Below are 13,483 nucleotides of genomic sequence, written 5' to 3' on the forward strand. Positions count from 1 at the left end.
CCTTTCGTTACTTCGCCCGGTACGTGATCCGTCCACGCGTCAGGTCGTATGGAGACAGCTCGACCTTCACCTTGTCACCGGGAAGGATTCGGATGAAGTGCATCCTCATCTTGCCCGAGATGTGCGCGAGCACCCTGTGGCCGTTGTCCAGCTCCACACGGAACATCGCGTTGGGGAGGGGCTCCATCACCGTCCCCTCGACTTCGATGGAATCATCCTTCGGCAAGCGTCAAACCTCTTCCCGGACCACGAACCTCTTGGAAGCGCGGCGGAGTAGCACTTTGGTCCGCAAGTGGCAAGCGTCCCGCGCAGCAAAACTCGGATTCCTACCAACCCACCGTAACAAGGACCTATTTCACCCGCTGTCCCGGCCGGCCTCAACGCCCTCGGGTGAGCACCTCGGGCCCCCCATCCGTGATGAGGATGGTGTGCTCGAAGTGGGCGGACAACTTCCGGTCCGCCGTCACCGCCGTCCAGTCATCGTCCAGGATCTCGATGTCCGAGGTCCCGGCGTTCACCATCGGCTCCACCGCGAGCACCATGCCCGCGCGCAGCTTCATCCCTGCCCCTGCCTGCCCGTAGTTGGGCACGTGTGGGTGCTCGTGGAGCTTGCGGCCAATCCCGTGGCCCGTGAAATCCCGGACCACGGAGAACCCCCGCGCCTCCACGTGGCGCTGGACGGCGTGGCCGATGTCCCCCAGCCGGTTGCCCGGCTTCATGGCCTGGATGGCCTTCTGGAGCGCCTCCCGGGTGGTCTCCACCAGGGACCGCGCCTCCGCGGACACCTTCCCCACAGGCACCGTCCGCGCCGAGTCCCCGAACCACCCCCGGTACGACACCCCGAAGTCGAGCTTCATCAGGTCGCCTTCGACCAGCTTCCGCTTCCGGCTGGGGATGCCGTGCACCACCTCGTCGTTGATGGAGGCGCAGAGCACACACGGAAAGCCGAGGTAGCCCTTGAAGGCTGGCCTGGCGCCCCGCTCCGCGGTCATCTTCTCCGCGAGCGCGTCCAGCTCCCAGGTGGTGATGCCCGGCACCACGGCCTGCTCGAGCGCGTCCAGGACGTCGGCCACGATGCGGCCGGCCTCGCGCATGAGCGCGATTTCCTCCCGGGATTTGATCTCCACCTGGCTCATCGGAGTCCCGCGCCGACCTCACCTGCACGGGACACGGGTGGCCAGCGACTCGAGGCACCGCAAGCCCCGGAGTTCCGCTCGCCAGCCCGTCCGTCCATCAGGCCTTGCTCCGACCCGCGGCGGCCTTGATCTCCTCGTAGATGCCCTCCGGAGAGCCCACGCCGTCCACGCTCTTGAGCACGCCCTTCTTCTCGTAGAAGTTCTTCAGGGGCTTGGTCTCGGCGTCGTACTTCTGGAGGCGCTTCTCGATGACCTCCGGCATGTCGTCCGGCCGCTGCACCAGGCCCTCGCCGCACTTGTCGCAGAAGCCCGTGCGCTTCGGGGGGCTCGTCTCCACGTGGTAGACGCTGCCATCCTTCGGACACACGCGCCGACCCGAACCCCGCTTCACCAGCGTCTCGTGGGGCACCTCGAGCGACACGACGGCGTCGAGCTTCTTGCCCAGCCGCTCCAGCATCCTGTCCAGCGCGTCCGCCTGGCCCGGAGTGCGAGGGAAACCGTCCAGGACGAAGCCCTGAGCGACATCCGCCTCCTTCAGGCGCTCCTCGACGATTCCAATCACGACCTCGTCCGGCACGTACTGGCCCGCCGCCATCAGCGGACCCGCGACCTTCCCCAGCTCCGTCTTCTCCGCCACAGCCTTGCGGAGGATGTCACCGGTGGAGATCTGCGGGATGTGGAAGTCGGCGAAGAGCTTCTTCGCCTGGGTACCCTTCCCCGCGTTCGGCGGTCCCAACAGGATCAGGTTCATGTGCTCCTCTCAGCTCCCAAGGAAGGCACGGAAGTCGTCAGCCACGAAACTTTCACGCGCCCCCCATGTGCACCACCGAATAACTCGTATGACTGCGCCCCGGAACGACGAGGCGCCCCTCCCCACGACGAGGAGAGGCGCCCGTGACGTTGTCGCCGTGACTCAGGCCGCCACGCGCACCCGACCGCGGATGCGGGGACCACGCGGACCCGCGAAGCCCTCGTAGTTGCGGCTGATGAGGTGACCCTCGATCTGCTGCACCGTGTCCAGGGCCACGCCCACGACGATCAGCAGCGCCGTGCCGCCGAACGTGAAGCGCACGTTGAGCAGACCACTGATGACCGACGGAATCACGCAGATGACCGCCAGGTAGATGGCGCCACCGAACGTGAGCCGGTTCAGCACCCGCTCGATGAACTCCGCCGTCTGCCGACCCGGGCGGATGCCCGGGATGTAGCCGCCCTGCTTCTTGATGTTGTCCGCCACGTCATCCGGACGGAAGGTCAGCGCCGTGTAGAAGTAGGCGAAGAAGATGACCATCAGCACGAAGAGCCCGTTGTAGATCCACAGGTTGCCTTCGATGGCCCGCTGCACGTCCTGGAGGAACGGGAACCACGTGCCCAGCGTCGCCGGGAACGACAGCACCGCGCCCGCGAAGATGGGCGGGATGACGCCGGCCGTGTTGACCTTCATCGGGAAGTACGTGGCCTGGCCCGCGAACATCCGCCGTCCCGCCATGCGCTTGGCGTACTGGATGGGGATGCGGCGCATGCCGCGCTCCACGTAGACCACCACCGCGATGATGAGGAGCATGAACACCAGCAGCGCCAGGACCTCGGCGACCGCGATGACCTCCTGCCGCGTCAGGTCCAGCAGCGTGCTGGCGCCGGGGAGCACGCCCGCCACGATGCCCGCGAAGATGATGAGCGAGATGCCGTTGCCGATGCCGCGCTCGGTGATGCGCTCACCCAGCCACATGATGAAGGCCGTGCCCGCCGTCAGGCTGACCACCGTCATGAAGGTGAACCAGACGCTGTCGTCCGGCACCACCACCTGGTTGAAGCCGCTCTGCCCCGCGTCCGAGCGCCCCAGCGACGCCAGCCAGCGGGAGATGCCGATGCCCTGGATGACGGAGAGGACGATGGTGCCGTAGCGCGTGTACTGGTTGATCTTCTGCCGGCCCGCCGCCCCCTCCTTCTGCAGGCGCTCCAGGCTGGGGATGACCACCGCCAGGAGCTGCATGATGATGGAGGCGCTGACGTAGGGCATGATGCCCAATCCGAAGATGGACATCTGCTCCAGCGCGCCGCCGGAGAAGAGGTTGAACAGCGAGACCAGACCGCCCGATTGCTTCTGGGCGTCCATGAAGGCGTTCATCGCGGCCCGGTCCACGCCGGGCGTGTTGATGAAGATGCCGATGCGGTACACGGCCAGCAGGGCTAGCGTGTACGCGAGCCGGCTGCGCAGCTCCGCGATGCGGAAGACGTTGGCGAAGGCATTGAGAGCCACGGGGTAGCCATCCTCTTCGTGAGGGTTCTGCCAGGACGACAAAACGCCCCTGTTCCACGGATGGGAAAGGGGCGCAGAAGCCTACACAAGCGAAATGACGCGCACCACCGACAAGTGATGCGCGTCGGACATGCTCAGGCCTTCGGCTGCCGAGGGGCCTTGACGCCCTTGCCAGCGTGGGCCTTGGCGGCCGCCTCGGGCTTGTGGGCCATCAGCGGAAGGACATCCACCGCGCCACCCGCCTTCTCGACCGCCGACTTGGCGGTCTCGGAGGCCTTGTGCACCCGGATGGTGACCTTCTTCGTCAGCGCGCCCCGACCCAGCAGCTTCACGCCGTCGTAGCGGCCCTTCACCAGACCCGCCTTCTTCAGTGAGGCCTCGTCCACCGTGGAACCGGCGTCGAAGTGGGTGTCCACATCCGACAAGTTCACCACCGCGTACACCGTGCGGTTGGGGGAATTGAAGCCAAACTTCGGCAGGCGGCGCTGCAGGGGGCTCTGGCCACCCTCGAAGCCTTCGAACCGCATGTTACCGGTGCGGGCCTTCTGGCCCTTGCCACCGCGGCCGGCCGTCTTGCCCAGGCCGGAACCCTGACCGCGGCCCACGCGCTTCTTGCGGTGCCACGAGCGCGAGGGGCGCTTCAAACCGTGCAGAGTGCTCATTGTCTTAGGTCCTCTCGTGCTCAGGCCTTGGCCTGGTAGGCGCGCGCGCGGTCCCGCAGGGCGATCTTGCGCGGCTTGCGGCGCTTGGGCGCCGGCGCCTCGGCGGACACCGTCTCCGAGGAGACCAGGTGCTTCACCTTGAACACCATCCCGCGGATGGCCGGCGTGTCCTTCAGCAGGCGCTCATCACCGAACTTCTTCAGACCCAGGCCACGGATGGTGGCCAGCATGTCCTTGGAAGCGCCCGCGTAGCTCTTCGTCAGCTTCACCTTGAGCGCCATGACTAGCCCCTCTGCTCCCCGGCGAGCTTCGCCGACTCGACGTCCTTGCCGCGGAGGCGCGACACCTGCGCCGCGCTGCGCAGCAGCTTCAGGCCCGCGACCGTGGCCTTCAGCACGTTGTGCGGATTCCGCGAGCCCTGGCTCTTCGTCAGGATGTTGCGGATGCCCGCCGCCTCCAGCACCGCGCGCACCGCGCCACCCGCGATGACGCCCGTACCTTCGCTGGCCGGCTTCAGCAGCACCCAGCCAGCGCCGAAGTGCCCGAGCACCTCGTGCGGAATCGTGTGACCCATCAGCGGAACGCGGAACAGGTTCTTCTTCGCGTTCTCGCCACCCTTGCGGATGGCCTCGGGAACCTCGTTGGCCTTGCCCAGGCCGACGCCCACGTGTCCGGCGCCGTCACCCACCACCACGAGGGCGGCGAACGAGAACCGCCGGCCGCCCTTCACCACCTTGGCGACGCGGTTGATGTTCACCACGCGGTCGGTGAGGTCCAGATCGTTCGGATTGATCGGAGTTGCCACTTGGAAATCCTTTCGAAAGCTAGAACTTCAGCCCGGCCTCGCGCGCGGCGTCAGCCACGGCGGCGATGCGCCCGTGATAGGGGAAGCCGTTGCGGTCGAACACCACCGCCTCGACGTTGGCAGCCTTGCACCGCTGCGCGATGAGGGCACCCACCCGCTTCGCGTCCGCCTTCTTGTCGCCTTCGTCCTGGCCCTTCAGCTCCTTGGACAGCGACGAGGCGTACGCGAGGGTCTTGCCCGTGGTGTCATCCACCACCTGCGCGTAGATGTGCTTGAGGCTCTTGTAGACGGTAAGCCGCGGCCGCTCGGTGGTACCCGAGAGCTTCTTGCGGATGCGGTTCTTCCTCTTGATACGGGGATCGATCTTCGTCGGCATGGCTGCTTCCTTGTCCTTCCGGCGGCGATGCGGTCTTCCGCCGCCGGATGATGCCGCCAGAACCCATGGGCCCGGCGGGATTGGGAACACTCAGGACAGACGGAACGATTACGTCGTTCCGGTCTTGCCCTCCTTACGGCGGATGCGCTCCTCGGAGTACTTGATGCCCTTGCCCTTGTACGGCTCGGGCGGGCGCAGCGAGCGGATGTTCACCGCCGTCGCGCCGAGCACTTCCTTGTCCGCCGAACGCAGCGTCAGCCCCACGGTGGGGAGGCTGTCCTCGGTGCGAGCCGCCTTGTCCACTTCCGCCGTCACGCCCTCGGGGAGGTCGAAGACGACGGGGTGGGAGTAGCCCAGCGCGAAGTGGATGGCCTTGCCCTTCACCTCGGCGCGGAAACCGACGCCGCGGATGTCCAGCTTCTTCTCGAAGCCCGTGGACACGCCCTTCGCGGCGTTGGCGAGGATGGTGCGCGTCAGGCCGTGCAGGCTGCGCGCCTCGCGCGAGTCATCCGCGCGCTGCACGGTCACCTGACCGTCCTTGATCTCCACCTTGACCTTGCCAGGCAGCTTCACGGAAAGCTTGCCCTTGGGGCCCTCGAAGTTCACCTGCTGGCCGGCGACGACGGCCTTCGTCTTGTCGCCGAGCTTGATCGCCAGTTTTCCAATCCGACTCATGGTTGCCTCGGTCCTGTATGCCCGGGGCGCGCACTCTCGCGAGGCGCGGCCACCAGGCCGCTGGCTAGTAGACGGTGCAGAGCAGCTCGCCGCCCGCCTTCTGCTTGCGGGCCTCGGAGTCCACCAGGATGCCGCGCGACGTGGAGAGGATGGAGATACCCATGCCTCCCAGCACCTGCGGGATGTCGTTCACGCCGACGTAGCGGCGCAGACCCGGCTTGGACACGCGGCGGATGCCGGTGATGGCGGGAGCGCGGTCCGGCCCGTACTTGAGCTGAACGGTGATCTCGCTCTGGGGCGAGCCGTCCTGCGTGTGGACGACGTACTCCCCGATATAGCCCTCGTCCTTGAGGACCTTGATGACCTCGAGCTTGAGCTTCGAGTGGGGAATGACGACCTTGTCGTGACGCGCGCGCGACGCATTGCGCAGGCGGGTCAGCATGTCGCCAACGGGATCATTGACCGGCATGGGCTACCTTCCAAACGAGCACCCTGTCCGGGTGCTTCGTGTTCGCGTTCGTCGCGCCTGCCGGGCCCATCCCGGGGGTTCGCGCCGAGCGCAACTACCTGGGTTGAAACTGCTCGTGGACACGCTCCTTCCGAAGCGCGTCCAGGGCGCCATCGAGGCCGTCAAGGCCCCTCTGGCACCCTGCCCTACCGGCTCACCAGGACGACTTGGTCACGCCGGTGATCTCACCGCGCAGCGCACGGTTGCGCAGGCAGATGCGGCACATCTTGAACTTGCGCAGGAACGCGCGCGGCCGGCCGCACAGCGGGCAGCGGTTGTACTGGCGCACGGCGAACTTCGGCTTGCGCTTCGCCTGGGCAATCTTGGAGAGCTTGGCCATTGTCTTTGAGGTCCTTGGCTCGAGGGCTTACTGGCGGAAGGGCATGCCGAAGTGACGCATCAGCGCCAACCCCTGCTCGTCGTTCCGGGCAGTGGTGACGAAGCTGATGTTGAGCCCCTTCACCTTCTCGATCTGGTCGTAGTTGATTTCGGGGAAGATGATCTGCTCGCGAACGCCGAGCGTGTAGTTGCCCTTCCCGTCGAAGGCCTTCGGGGACACGCCCTTGAAGTCACGCACGCGCGGCAGCGCCACGGTGATGAGGCGGTCCATGAACTCGTACATGCGGGAGCCACGCAGGGTGACGGCGGCACCGATGGCCTGGCCCTGGCGCAGCTTGAAGTTCGCGATGCTCTTGCGGGCGCGCGTCACGATGGGCTTCTGGCCCGTGATCGCCGCGAGCTGGTCCACCGCGGACTCCAGGATCTTGTTGTTGGCGAGCGCCTCGCCCAGACCCATGTTGACGACGATCTTCTGGAGACGCGGAACCTCCATCGGGTTCTTGAGGCCCAGCTCCTTCATCAGGGCGGGCACCCCTTCCTTGCGGAAGCGCTCCTTCATGCGGGCCGGCTTGCTCTCGAGGCCTTCCTCGATGTTCGCCGCGAAGCCAACCTTCTTGGCCTCTTCCTTCTTGCCCCGCTTCGCCTTCTTTTCCTTCTGGTCCGGCTTCTTCTCGTCAGCCATCGTCGTATCCTCTGCTTCGGGCGCCGTCGTGACCCAGCGCGTCCGATCAGTCCTTCACCTGGAAACTGAAAACACCGCGAGGGCCCCGTCGACTACCCAGGCCCTCGTTGCCTGCACGCCCCCCTACCCGCCTACCAGGGCGGACAGAAGGGCGCGCATACATGCCCCAACAGGGACTCCTAGTCAATCAGCGCGTCGCAGTTCTTGCAGAACCGCTGGCGCTTCTCACCGTCCGTCTTGATGCCCACGCGGGTCGGCTTGTCGCACTTCACGCAAACGACCTGGACGTTCGCCAGGGCGATGGTGCCGGGCTTCTCGACAATGCCGCCCTCGGGGTTCTGCGGCGTCTTCTTCAGGTGCCGCTTGACCAGGCGCAGGCCCTCCACAGTCACCCGGCCGGCCTCCTGATCGATCTTCAGCACCTTGCCGCGCTTCGTCGCAGGGGTCTTCTCGGAGGCCTCGGCCCCGGCCATGACCTGGACCGTGTCTCCCACCTTCATCTTCTGCATGGCTTCCTCGTCTCTCTGGCTGCTCGCCGTCCGGCCTGGTGGGTCCTCTTCAGAGGACTTCGGGCGCCAGCGAGATGATCTTCATGAACTTGCGGGCGCGGAGCTCACGGGCCACCGGCCCGAAGATACGCGTACCAATGGGCTCCATGTCCTTGTTGATGAGGACCGCGGAGTTGCCGTCGAACTTGATGAAGCTGCCGTCGGGACGACCCACCTCGCGCTTGGTGCGGACGATGACGGCCTTGGCCACGTCACCCTTCTTCACCTTCGAGTTGGGCAGCGCCTCGCGGATCGACACGACGATGACGTCGCCGATGGACGCGTACTTGCGCTTCGAACCGCCGAGCACCTTGATGCAGAACACCTTCTTCGCGCCCGAGTTGTCCGCCACGTCGAGCACGCTCGTCATCTGAATCATCTGGGAATCTCCTATCGCCGGTGTCTCCACCGCGCAGCCTCTCGGCCGCGCCTGTGGAGGTGCGTGCTAGACGTTCTTGCTCTTCTCCAGCACCTCGACCACGCGCCAACGCTTGTCCTTCGAAGCGGGCTTGGTCTCGGCGATCCGGACCCGGTCACCCTCGTTGATGGTGACCTTCTTCGGGTAGTCGTGGTCCTCCACGTGGGCCTTGTACTTCTCGCGCAGGCTCATGATCTTCCCGTACTTCGGGTGGGGAGCCCGGCGCTGGACGGTGACCACCACCGTCTTCTGCATCTTGTTGGAGGTGACGATTCCCACGCGCGTCTTGGGACGGCCGCGGGTGGAGGTCTCTGCCTTGGGCGCTTCGGTCGTCTCAGCCATCTTCTCTCTCACTGTCTCTCATGCACCCGGGCGCTCTCACGTCCCGGATGGCCTTGCGCACCCGCCCCGTGGCGAGCGCGCTTGGAGGATTCGCGGGTGAAGGCGTTACGCCTTCGCCGCCTTCTTCTTCTCGGTCAGCACGGCCAGGATACGGGCCAGGTCACGCCGGTGCTGGGTCCGCTCCGCCGGGTTGTCCAGCGAGCCGGTCCGCCGCTTGAGCTGGTCCTGGAACAGCGTCTCGCGCAGTTCCATCGCCCGCCGCTGCAGGTCGTCCGCCGACAGCTCCCTCAGTTCCTTCGCAGTCGCCATTGCAATCTCCACATGCGTGCGGGAGCCACCCAGAGGACGGCTCCCGCCGCGGTGCCTAGAGGCTCAGGTCCGCGCGCTTCACGATCTTCGTGAGCACGGGCAGCTTCGCCTGCGCCAGCTTCAGCGCCCCGGTGGCCACCTCGGTCGTCATGCCCTCCATCTCGTAGAGGATACGGCCGGGCTTCACCACCGCGACGTAGTACTCCACGCCACCCTTACCGGTACCCATTCGGGTCTCAGCGGGCTTCTTGGTGATGGGCTTGTCCGGGAAGATTCGGATCCAGATCTTGCCGCCGCGCTTCACGTGGCGGGTCATCGCGATACGGGCCGCCTCGATCTGCCGGGAGGTGATCCAGCCCGGCTGAAGGCTCATCAGACCGAACTCGCCGTAGGTCAGGTCGCTGCCACGGTGAGCGGCGCCCGGCATGCGGCCCTTGTGCATCTTGCGGTACTTCGTACGTGCAGGCTGAAGCATCGTCGCTGTCCTTCCCTACCCTGCCCCGGGCGCCTCCTCGCGGAGACACCCGGCGCGGGAGGGCAATTACCGGTTGGAGGGCATGGGGGCCTGGCCGCCCTTGCCCGGGAGAACCTCGCCCTTGCAGACCCAGACCTTGCAGCCGATCTTGCCGTAGGTCGTCTTGGCCTCGGCGAAGCCGTAGTCGATGTCCGCGCGGAGGGTGTGTAGGGGCACGCGGCCCTCGCGGTACCACTCGTAGCGCGCCATCTCGGCGCCACCCAGGCGGCCCGAGCAGGCCACGCGGATGCCCTTCGCCCCGAACTTCATGGCCGTCTGCAGCGCCTTCTTCATGGCGCGGCGGAAGGCGATGCGGCGCTCGAGCTGCGTGGCGATGTTCTCCGCCACCAGCTGCGCGTCGGTCTCCGCCTTGCGGACCTCGACGATGTTGAGGAAGACCTCGTTCTTCGTGAACTGCTGGAGGTCCTTCTTCACCGTCTCGATGCCCGCGCCGCGCTTGCCGATGACGATGCCCGGACGCGCGGTGTGGACGTTGACCTTCACCTTGTTGGCGGCGCGCTCGATCTCCACCTTGGACACGCCCGCGTGGTTCAGCGACTTCTTCACGAACTCGCGGATGCGGATGTCTTCATGGAGCCACTGCGCGTAGTTCTTGTGCTCGAACCACTTGGAGTCCCAGGTCTTGATGACGCCAAGCCGGAACCCGATCGGATGAACTTTCTGTCCCAACGTGAATCTCCTTGAACGTCCGGGCAGGGCCCGACGGGTCCTACTTCTTGGCCTCGGCCAGCACCACGTGGACGTGGGCGGTCTTCTTCTTGATGGGGGTGGCCCGGCCCATGGCGCGCGGCATGAACCGGCGCTGGGTGGGACCCTGGTCCACCGAGATGGTCTTGACGTAGAGCGTGTCCACGTCGACCTGTCCCTTGGACTTGTCGGTCGCGTTGGCCACGGCGCTCTTGATGAGCTTCTCCACCGGCAGGGCCGCGGCGCGCGGGGTGAACTTCAGGATGTTGAGGGCCGCCTCGACGGGCTTGCCCCGGACGAGCGCCGCAACGGTGGACAGCTTGCGGGGGCTCATGCGCAGGAAACGCAGATGTGCAGTCGACTCCATGGTCATCTCCTCAGGCTCTCAGGCAATGCGCCAGGCTACTTGCCCGGGGCCTTGGCGACCTTCTTCTCCGCCGAGTGACCACCGAACGTACGCGTCGGGGCGAACTCGCCGAGCTTGTGGCCCACCATGTTCTCCGTGACGAACACCGGGATGAACTTCTTCCCGTTGTGCACCGCGAAGGTGTGACCCACGAACTCCGGCAGAATGGTGGAGCGGCGGGACCACGTCTTCACGACAGTCTTCTTGTTCGTCTTGATCATGTCCTCGATCTTCTTGACGAGGAAGTCGTCGACGAACGGACCCTTCTTGATCGAACGAGCCATGGCTTGCGAATCCTCTTACTGGCTGCGCGCGCCCTGGCGGCGGCCGCTCACGATGAACTTGTCAGTACGCTTGTTGGTGCGCGTGGTGAGACCCTTGGTCTTCTTGCCCCACGGCGACACCGGGTGCGGGTTACCCTGACCGGACTTACCCTCACCACCACCGTGCGGGTGGTCCACGGGGTTCATCGCGAGACCACGAACCGTCGGGCGGATGCCCAGCCACCGGCTCTTACCCGCCTTGCCGACGCGGATGATCTCGTGCTCGATGTTGCCCACCTGGCCCACGGTGGCGCGGCACTCGATGAGGACCTTCCGGACGGTTCCAGAAGGCATGCGCACCTGCGCGTAGCGGCCCTCCTTCGCCATCAGCTGTCCGGACGTTCCGGCGGAGCGGATGACCTGGGCGCCACGGCCCGGCTTCAGCTCCACGTTGTGGATGACCGTACCCACCGGGATGTTCTGCAGCGGCAGGGAGTTGCCCGGACGGATGTCCGCGTTCTCGCCAGCGAACAGGGTGTCGCCCACATTCAGACCCACGGGGGCCAGGATGTAGCGCTTCTCACCGTCCGCGTACGTCAGCAGGGCGATGTTGGCGGTGCGGTTCGGGTCGTACTCCACCGCGGTGACCTTGGCCGGCACGCCGTCCTTGTCACGACGCTTGAAGTCGATGACGCGGTAGCGGCGCTTGTGACCACCACCCTGGTGGCGGCGGGTGATGTGGCCATGAACGTTGCGGCCGCCCGAGCGCTTCAGCGGCTCGGTCAGCTTCTTCTCGGGCGCGTCCTTGGTGATGTCCGCGAAATCGGACACCGTCATCAGACGGCGGGCGGCGCTTGTCGGCTTGTACTTCTTGATGCCCATGGTGTGTTCCTCAGGCTGACCTCAACGCCGTAGCGTCAGGCCGCCCCTCCCTCGAAGAGTTCGATCGAGTCGCCTTCCTTGAGGGTGACGACCGCCTTCTTGAAGTTGGGCCGCTTGCCGATGCTCCGACCCACGCGCTTGATCTTGCCGCGGACGATGTTGGTGTTCACGTCCTCGACGGTGACCTTAAACAGCGTCGACACCGCGTTGGCCACGTCGTGCTTGGTGGCCTTGAGGTCGACGATGAACGAGTACTGACGCAGCTTCTCACGGGCCTTGTCCAGCTTCTCCGTGATGAGCGGGCCCTTGATGACGTCGTGGATCTTCATGACAGCGCCCCCTCGAGGGTCTTCGCGGCCGCGGAGGTCAGGACCAGGTGCGAGTGCTTCAGCACCATCTCGAGGTTGACACCCTCGGGAGGAAGCACGTCGAACTTGGCCAGGTTCCGCACGCTGCGGTGCAGGTTGGTGTTGCCCTTCTCGTCCACCACCAGGGCGTTCTGCAGCTTCAGGCGCTTGGTCAGCACCTCGAAGGCCTGCTTGCTCTTGGGGGCGTCCAGGGAGAACCCGCTCAGGATGATGAGCGTCTTCTCCTTGGCGCGCAGGGACAGCGCGGACTTGAGCGCACCGCGGCGCACCTTGCGGGGCGGGCGGTAGAAGTAGTCGCGAGCCTTGGGAGCCATCGCCTTGCCGCCGCCCACCCAGTGGGAAGCGCGGATGGAACCCTGGCGGGCGCGACCGGTGCCCTTCTGCTTCCAGGGCTTCTTGCCGCCGCCGCTGACCAGCGAGGTGTTCTTCACCCCCACCGTGCCGCGACGCCGGTTGATCTGCTGCATCTTCGCGACCTCGTAAAAGAGGTGCGTGTTCGGCTCAGCGCCGAAGATGTCGTCGGAGAGCTCGATCTCCGACACCTTCTTCAAATCCAGGTCGACAACGTCAAACTTCGCCATGGCACTTTCCTCGCGGGGGTCGGAGTGAAACCACTCAGACGCCCACCCGCTTCCTAGGACTTGATCTCGACGTCAACGCCGGCCGACAGATCCAGCTTCATGAGCGCATCCAGCGTCTGCTGCGTAGGCTCGAGAATATCGAGCAGGCGCTTGTGGGTGCGGATCTCGAACTGCTCGCGGCTCTTCTTGTCCACGTGCGGGGAACGTAGCACGGTGAACTTGTTGATGCGCGTAGGAAGGGGGATCGGACCGGCCACCTTCGCGCCAGTGCGCTTAGCCGTCTCGACGATCTCACCCGCGCTCTGGTCCAGGAGCTTCGAGTCGTATGCCTTCAGCCGGATGCGGATCTTCTGTGTCGCCATTCGCAAGAACCTCTTAGAACGAACTTTGTGCCAACGCCCCGGAAGGCGCTACGACCGACGTCCCCTGGTTGTCACAGAGCCGTTTCTTCAGAACGAAGGGGCGCGGTGATTACCATCCCGCCCCAGTGTATGCAACTGGATTTCCTCCGGCTCCCTGGAAATTCCCCCGGAAGGGCGCTCCAGAGAGCCGGTAGGAGGTCTGCTACTCGATCACTTCCGCCACGACGCCGGCGCCCACCGTGCGGCCACCCTCGCGAACGGCGAAGCGCAGCTCCTTCTCCATCGCGACAGGGGTGATGAGCTCCACCTCGATCGCGATGTTGTCGCCCGGCATCACCA

Annotated in this window: 24 protein-coding genes and 1 pseudogene; all 25 read right to left on the minus strand. The window is 65.6% G+C overall.

From position 1 onward, the window contains the following. Positions 1-7: 7 nt before the first annotated feature. The gene (gene infA / locus FL311_RS20965) at positions 8-226 is read right to left on the minus strand and encodes a translation initiation factor IF-1 (protein ID WP_046714285.1); all 219 of its coding nucleotides are present in this window, start codon (positions 224-226) and stop codon (positions 8-10) included. A 151-nt stretch (positions 227-377) separates the two neighbouring features. Continuing rightward, positions 378-1,136: a type I methionyl aminopeptidase gene (gene map, locus FL311_RS20970; RefSeq protein ID WP_141327450.1), complete on the minus strand. Its 759-nt coding sequence runs from the start codon at positions 1,134-1,136 to the stop codon at positions 378-380. Positions 1,137-1,233: 97 nt separating this feature from the next. Next, on the minus strand, positions 1,234-1,887 hold the full coding sequence (locus tag FL311_RS20975) for an adenylate kinase (RefSeq protein WP_074951662.1): 654 nt from the start codon (positions 1,885-1,887) through the stop codon (positions 1,234-1,236). Positions 1,888-2,049: 162 nt separating this feature from the next. Beyond that, positions 2,050-3,396: a preprotein translocase subunit SecY gene (secY, locus tag FL311_RS20980; protein WP_046718097.1), complete on the minus strand. Its 1,347-nt coding sequence runs from the start codon at positions 3,394-3,396 to the stop codon at positions 2,050-2,052. Positions 3,397-3,530: 134 nt separating this feature from the next. Next, on the minus strand, positions 3,531-4,058 hold the full coding sequence (gene rplO, locus FL311_RS20985; RefSeq protein WP_046714288.1) for a 50S ribosomal protein L15: 528 nt from the start codon (positions 4,056-4,058) through the stop codon (positions 3,531-3,533). 20 nt (positions 4,059-4,078) lie between these two features. Further along, positions 4,079-4,339 (minus strand): 50S ribosomal protein L30, encoded by a 261-nt coding sequence (gene rpmD / locus FL311_RS20990; protein ID WP_141327451.1) that lies wholly within the window; start codon positions 4,337-4,339, stop codon positions 4,079-4,081. Between the two features lie 2 nt (positions 4,340-4,341). After that, positions 4,342-4,863, minus strand: a complete 522-nt coding sequence (gene rpsE, locus FL311_RS20995; RefSeq protein ID WP_046714290.1) for a 30S ribosomal protein S5 — start codon at positions 4,861-4,863, stop codon at positions 4,342-4,344. A 19-nt stretch (positions 4,864-4,882) separates the two neighbouring features. Continuing rightward, positions 4,883-5,239 (minus strand): 50S ribosomal protein L18, encoded by a 357-nt coding sequence (gene rplR / locus FL311_RS21000; protein ID WP_046714291.1) that lies wholly within the window; start codon positions 5,237-5,239, stop codon positions 4,883-4,885. A gap of 108 nt (positions 5,240-5,347) precedes the next feature. Beyond that, the gene (gene rplF / locus FL311_RS21005) at positions 5,348-5,914 is read right to left on the minus strand and encodes a 50S ribosomal protein L6 (protein WP_046714292.1); all 567 of its coding nucleotides are present in this window, start codon (positions 5,912-5,914) and stop codon (positions 5,348-5,350) included. Between the two features lie 64 nt (positions 5,915-5,978). Continuing rightward, positions 5,979-6,383 (minus strand): 30S ribosomal protein S8, encoded by a 405-nt coding sequence (rpsH, locus tag FL311_RS21010; protein ID WP_141327452.1) that lies wholly within the window; start codon positions 6,381-6,383, stop codon positions 5,979-5,981. A gap of 193 nt (positions 6,384-6,576) precedes the next feature. Further along, a complete protein-coding gene (locus FL311_RS21015; protein WP_015350175.1) occupies positions 6,577-6,762 on the minus strand; it encodes a type Z 30S ribosomal protein S14 in 186 nt (61 codons plus the stop codon). Positions 6,763-6,789: 27 nt separating this feature from the next. Further along, positions 6,790-7,320: a 50S ribosomal protein L5 gene (rplE, locus tag FL311_RS21020; protein WP_194869293.1), complete on the minus strand. Its 531-nt coding sequence runs from the start codon at positions 7,318-7,320 to the stop codon at positions 6,790-6,792. A gap of 302 nt (positions 7,321-7,622) precedes the next feature. Further along, on the minus strand, positions 7,623-7,952 hold the full coding sequence (gene rplX / locus FL311_RS21025; RefSeq protein WP_141327454.1) for a 50S ribosomal protein L24: 330 nt from the start codon (positions 7,950-7,952) through the stop codon (positions 7,623-7,625). Positions 7,953-8,001: 49 nt separating this feature from the next. Further along, on the minus strand, positions 8,002-8,370 hold the full coding sequence (gene rplN, locus FL311_RS21030) for a 50S ribosomal protein L14 (protein WP_046714296.1): 369 nt from the start codon (positions 8,368-8,370) through the stop codon (positions 8,002-8,004). Between the two features lie 66 nt (positions 8,371-8,436). Continuing rightward, positions 8,437-8,763 (minus strand): 30S ribosomal protein S17, encoded by a 327-nt coding sequence (rpsQ, locus tag FL311_RS21035; RefSeq protein ID WP_194869291.1) that lies wholly within the window; start codon positions 8,761-8,763, stop codon positions 8,437-8,439. A gap of 93 nt (positions 8,764-8,856) precedes the next feature. Beyond that, complete coding sequence (gene rpmC / locus FL311_RS21040; protein WP_194869292.1) at positions 8,857-9,072, minus strand: 50S ribosomal protein L29; 216 nt, start codon at positions 9,070-9,072, stop codon at positions 8,857-8,859. Positions 9,073-9,115: 43 nt separating this feature from the next. Beyond that, positions 9,116-9,535 carry a 50S ribosomal protein L16 gene (gene rplP / locus FL311_RS21045; RefSeq protein ID WP_046714299.1) on the minus strand — a complete coding sequence of 140 codons (420 nt, stop codon included), beginning with the start codon at positions 9,533-9,535 and terminating at the stop codon, positions 9,116-9,118. Between the two features lie 66 nt (positions 9,536-9,601). Continuing rightward, complete coding sequence (gene rpsC, locus FL311_RS21050; RefSeq protein ID WP_002633602.1) at positions 9,602-10,264, minus strand: 30S ribosomal protein S3; 663 nt, start codon at positions 10,262-10,264, stop codon at positions 9,602-9,604. Between the two features lie 40 nt (positions 10,265-10,304). After that, entirely contained in the window at positions 10,305-10,649 is a 345-nt protein-coding gene (rplV, locus tag FL311_RS21055; RefSeq protein WP_141327456.1) for a 50S ribosomal protein L22, read from the minus strand. 35 nt (positions 10,650-10,684) lie between these two features. After that, complete coding sequence (rpsS, locus tag FL311_RS21060; protein WP_046714300.1) at positions 10,685-10,972, minus strand: 30S ribosomal protein S19; 288 nt, start codon at positions 10,970-10,972, stop codon at positions 10,685-10,687. A 15-nt stretch (positions 10,973-10,987) separates the two neighbouring features. Further along, complete coding sequence (gene rplB / locus FL311_RS21065) at positions 10,988-11,833, minus strand: 50S ribosomal protein L2 (RefSeq protein WP_141327457.1); 846 nt, start codon at positions 11,831-11,833, stop codon at positions 10,988-10,990. A 35-nt stretch (positions 11,834-11,868) separates the two neighbouring features. Beyond that, positions 11,869-12,162, minus strand: a complete 294-nt coding sequence (locus tag FL311_RS21070) for a 50S ribosomal protein L23 (RefSeq protein WP_141327458.1) — start codon at positions 12,160-12,162, stop codon at positions 11,869-11,871. Next, positions 12,159-12,782: a 50S ribosomal protein L4 gene (gene rplD / locus FL311_RS21075; RefSeq protein ID WP_046714303.1), complete on the minus strand. Its 624-nt coding sequence runs from the start codon at positions 12,780-12,782 to the stop codon at positions 12,159-12,161. The genes FL311_RS21070 and rplD overlap by 4 nt, the downstream gene beginning before the upstream one ends. A gap of 53 nt (positions 12,783-12,835) precedes the next feature. Further along, positions 12,836-13,144, minus strand: coding sequence for a 30S ribosomal protein S10 (gene rpsJ / locus FL311_RS21080; RefSeq protein WP_002633608.1), 309 nt, complete (start codon positions 13,142-13,144; stop codon positions 12,836-12,838). Positions 13,145-13,346: 202 nt separating this feature from the next. Then, positions 13,347-13,483: pseudogene (gene tuf, locus FL311_RS21085) on the minus strand (elongation factor Tu); the annotation flags it as partial.

This window comes from Myxococcus sp. AB025B, from assembly GCF_006518215.1.
GTDB classification, from domain to species: Bacteria; Myxococcota; Myxococcia; order Myxococcales; family Myxococcaceae; genus Myxococcus; species Myxococcus fulvus.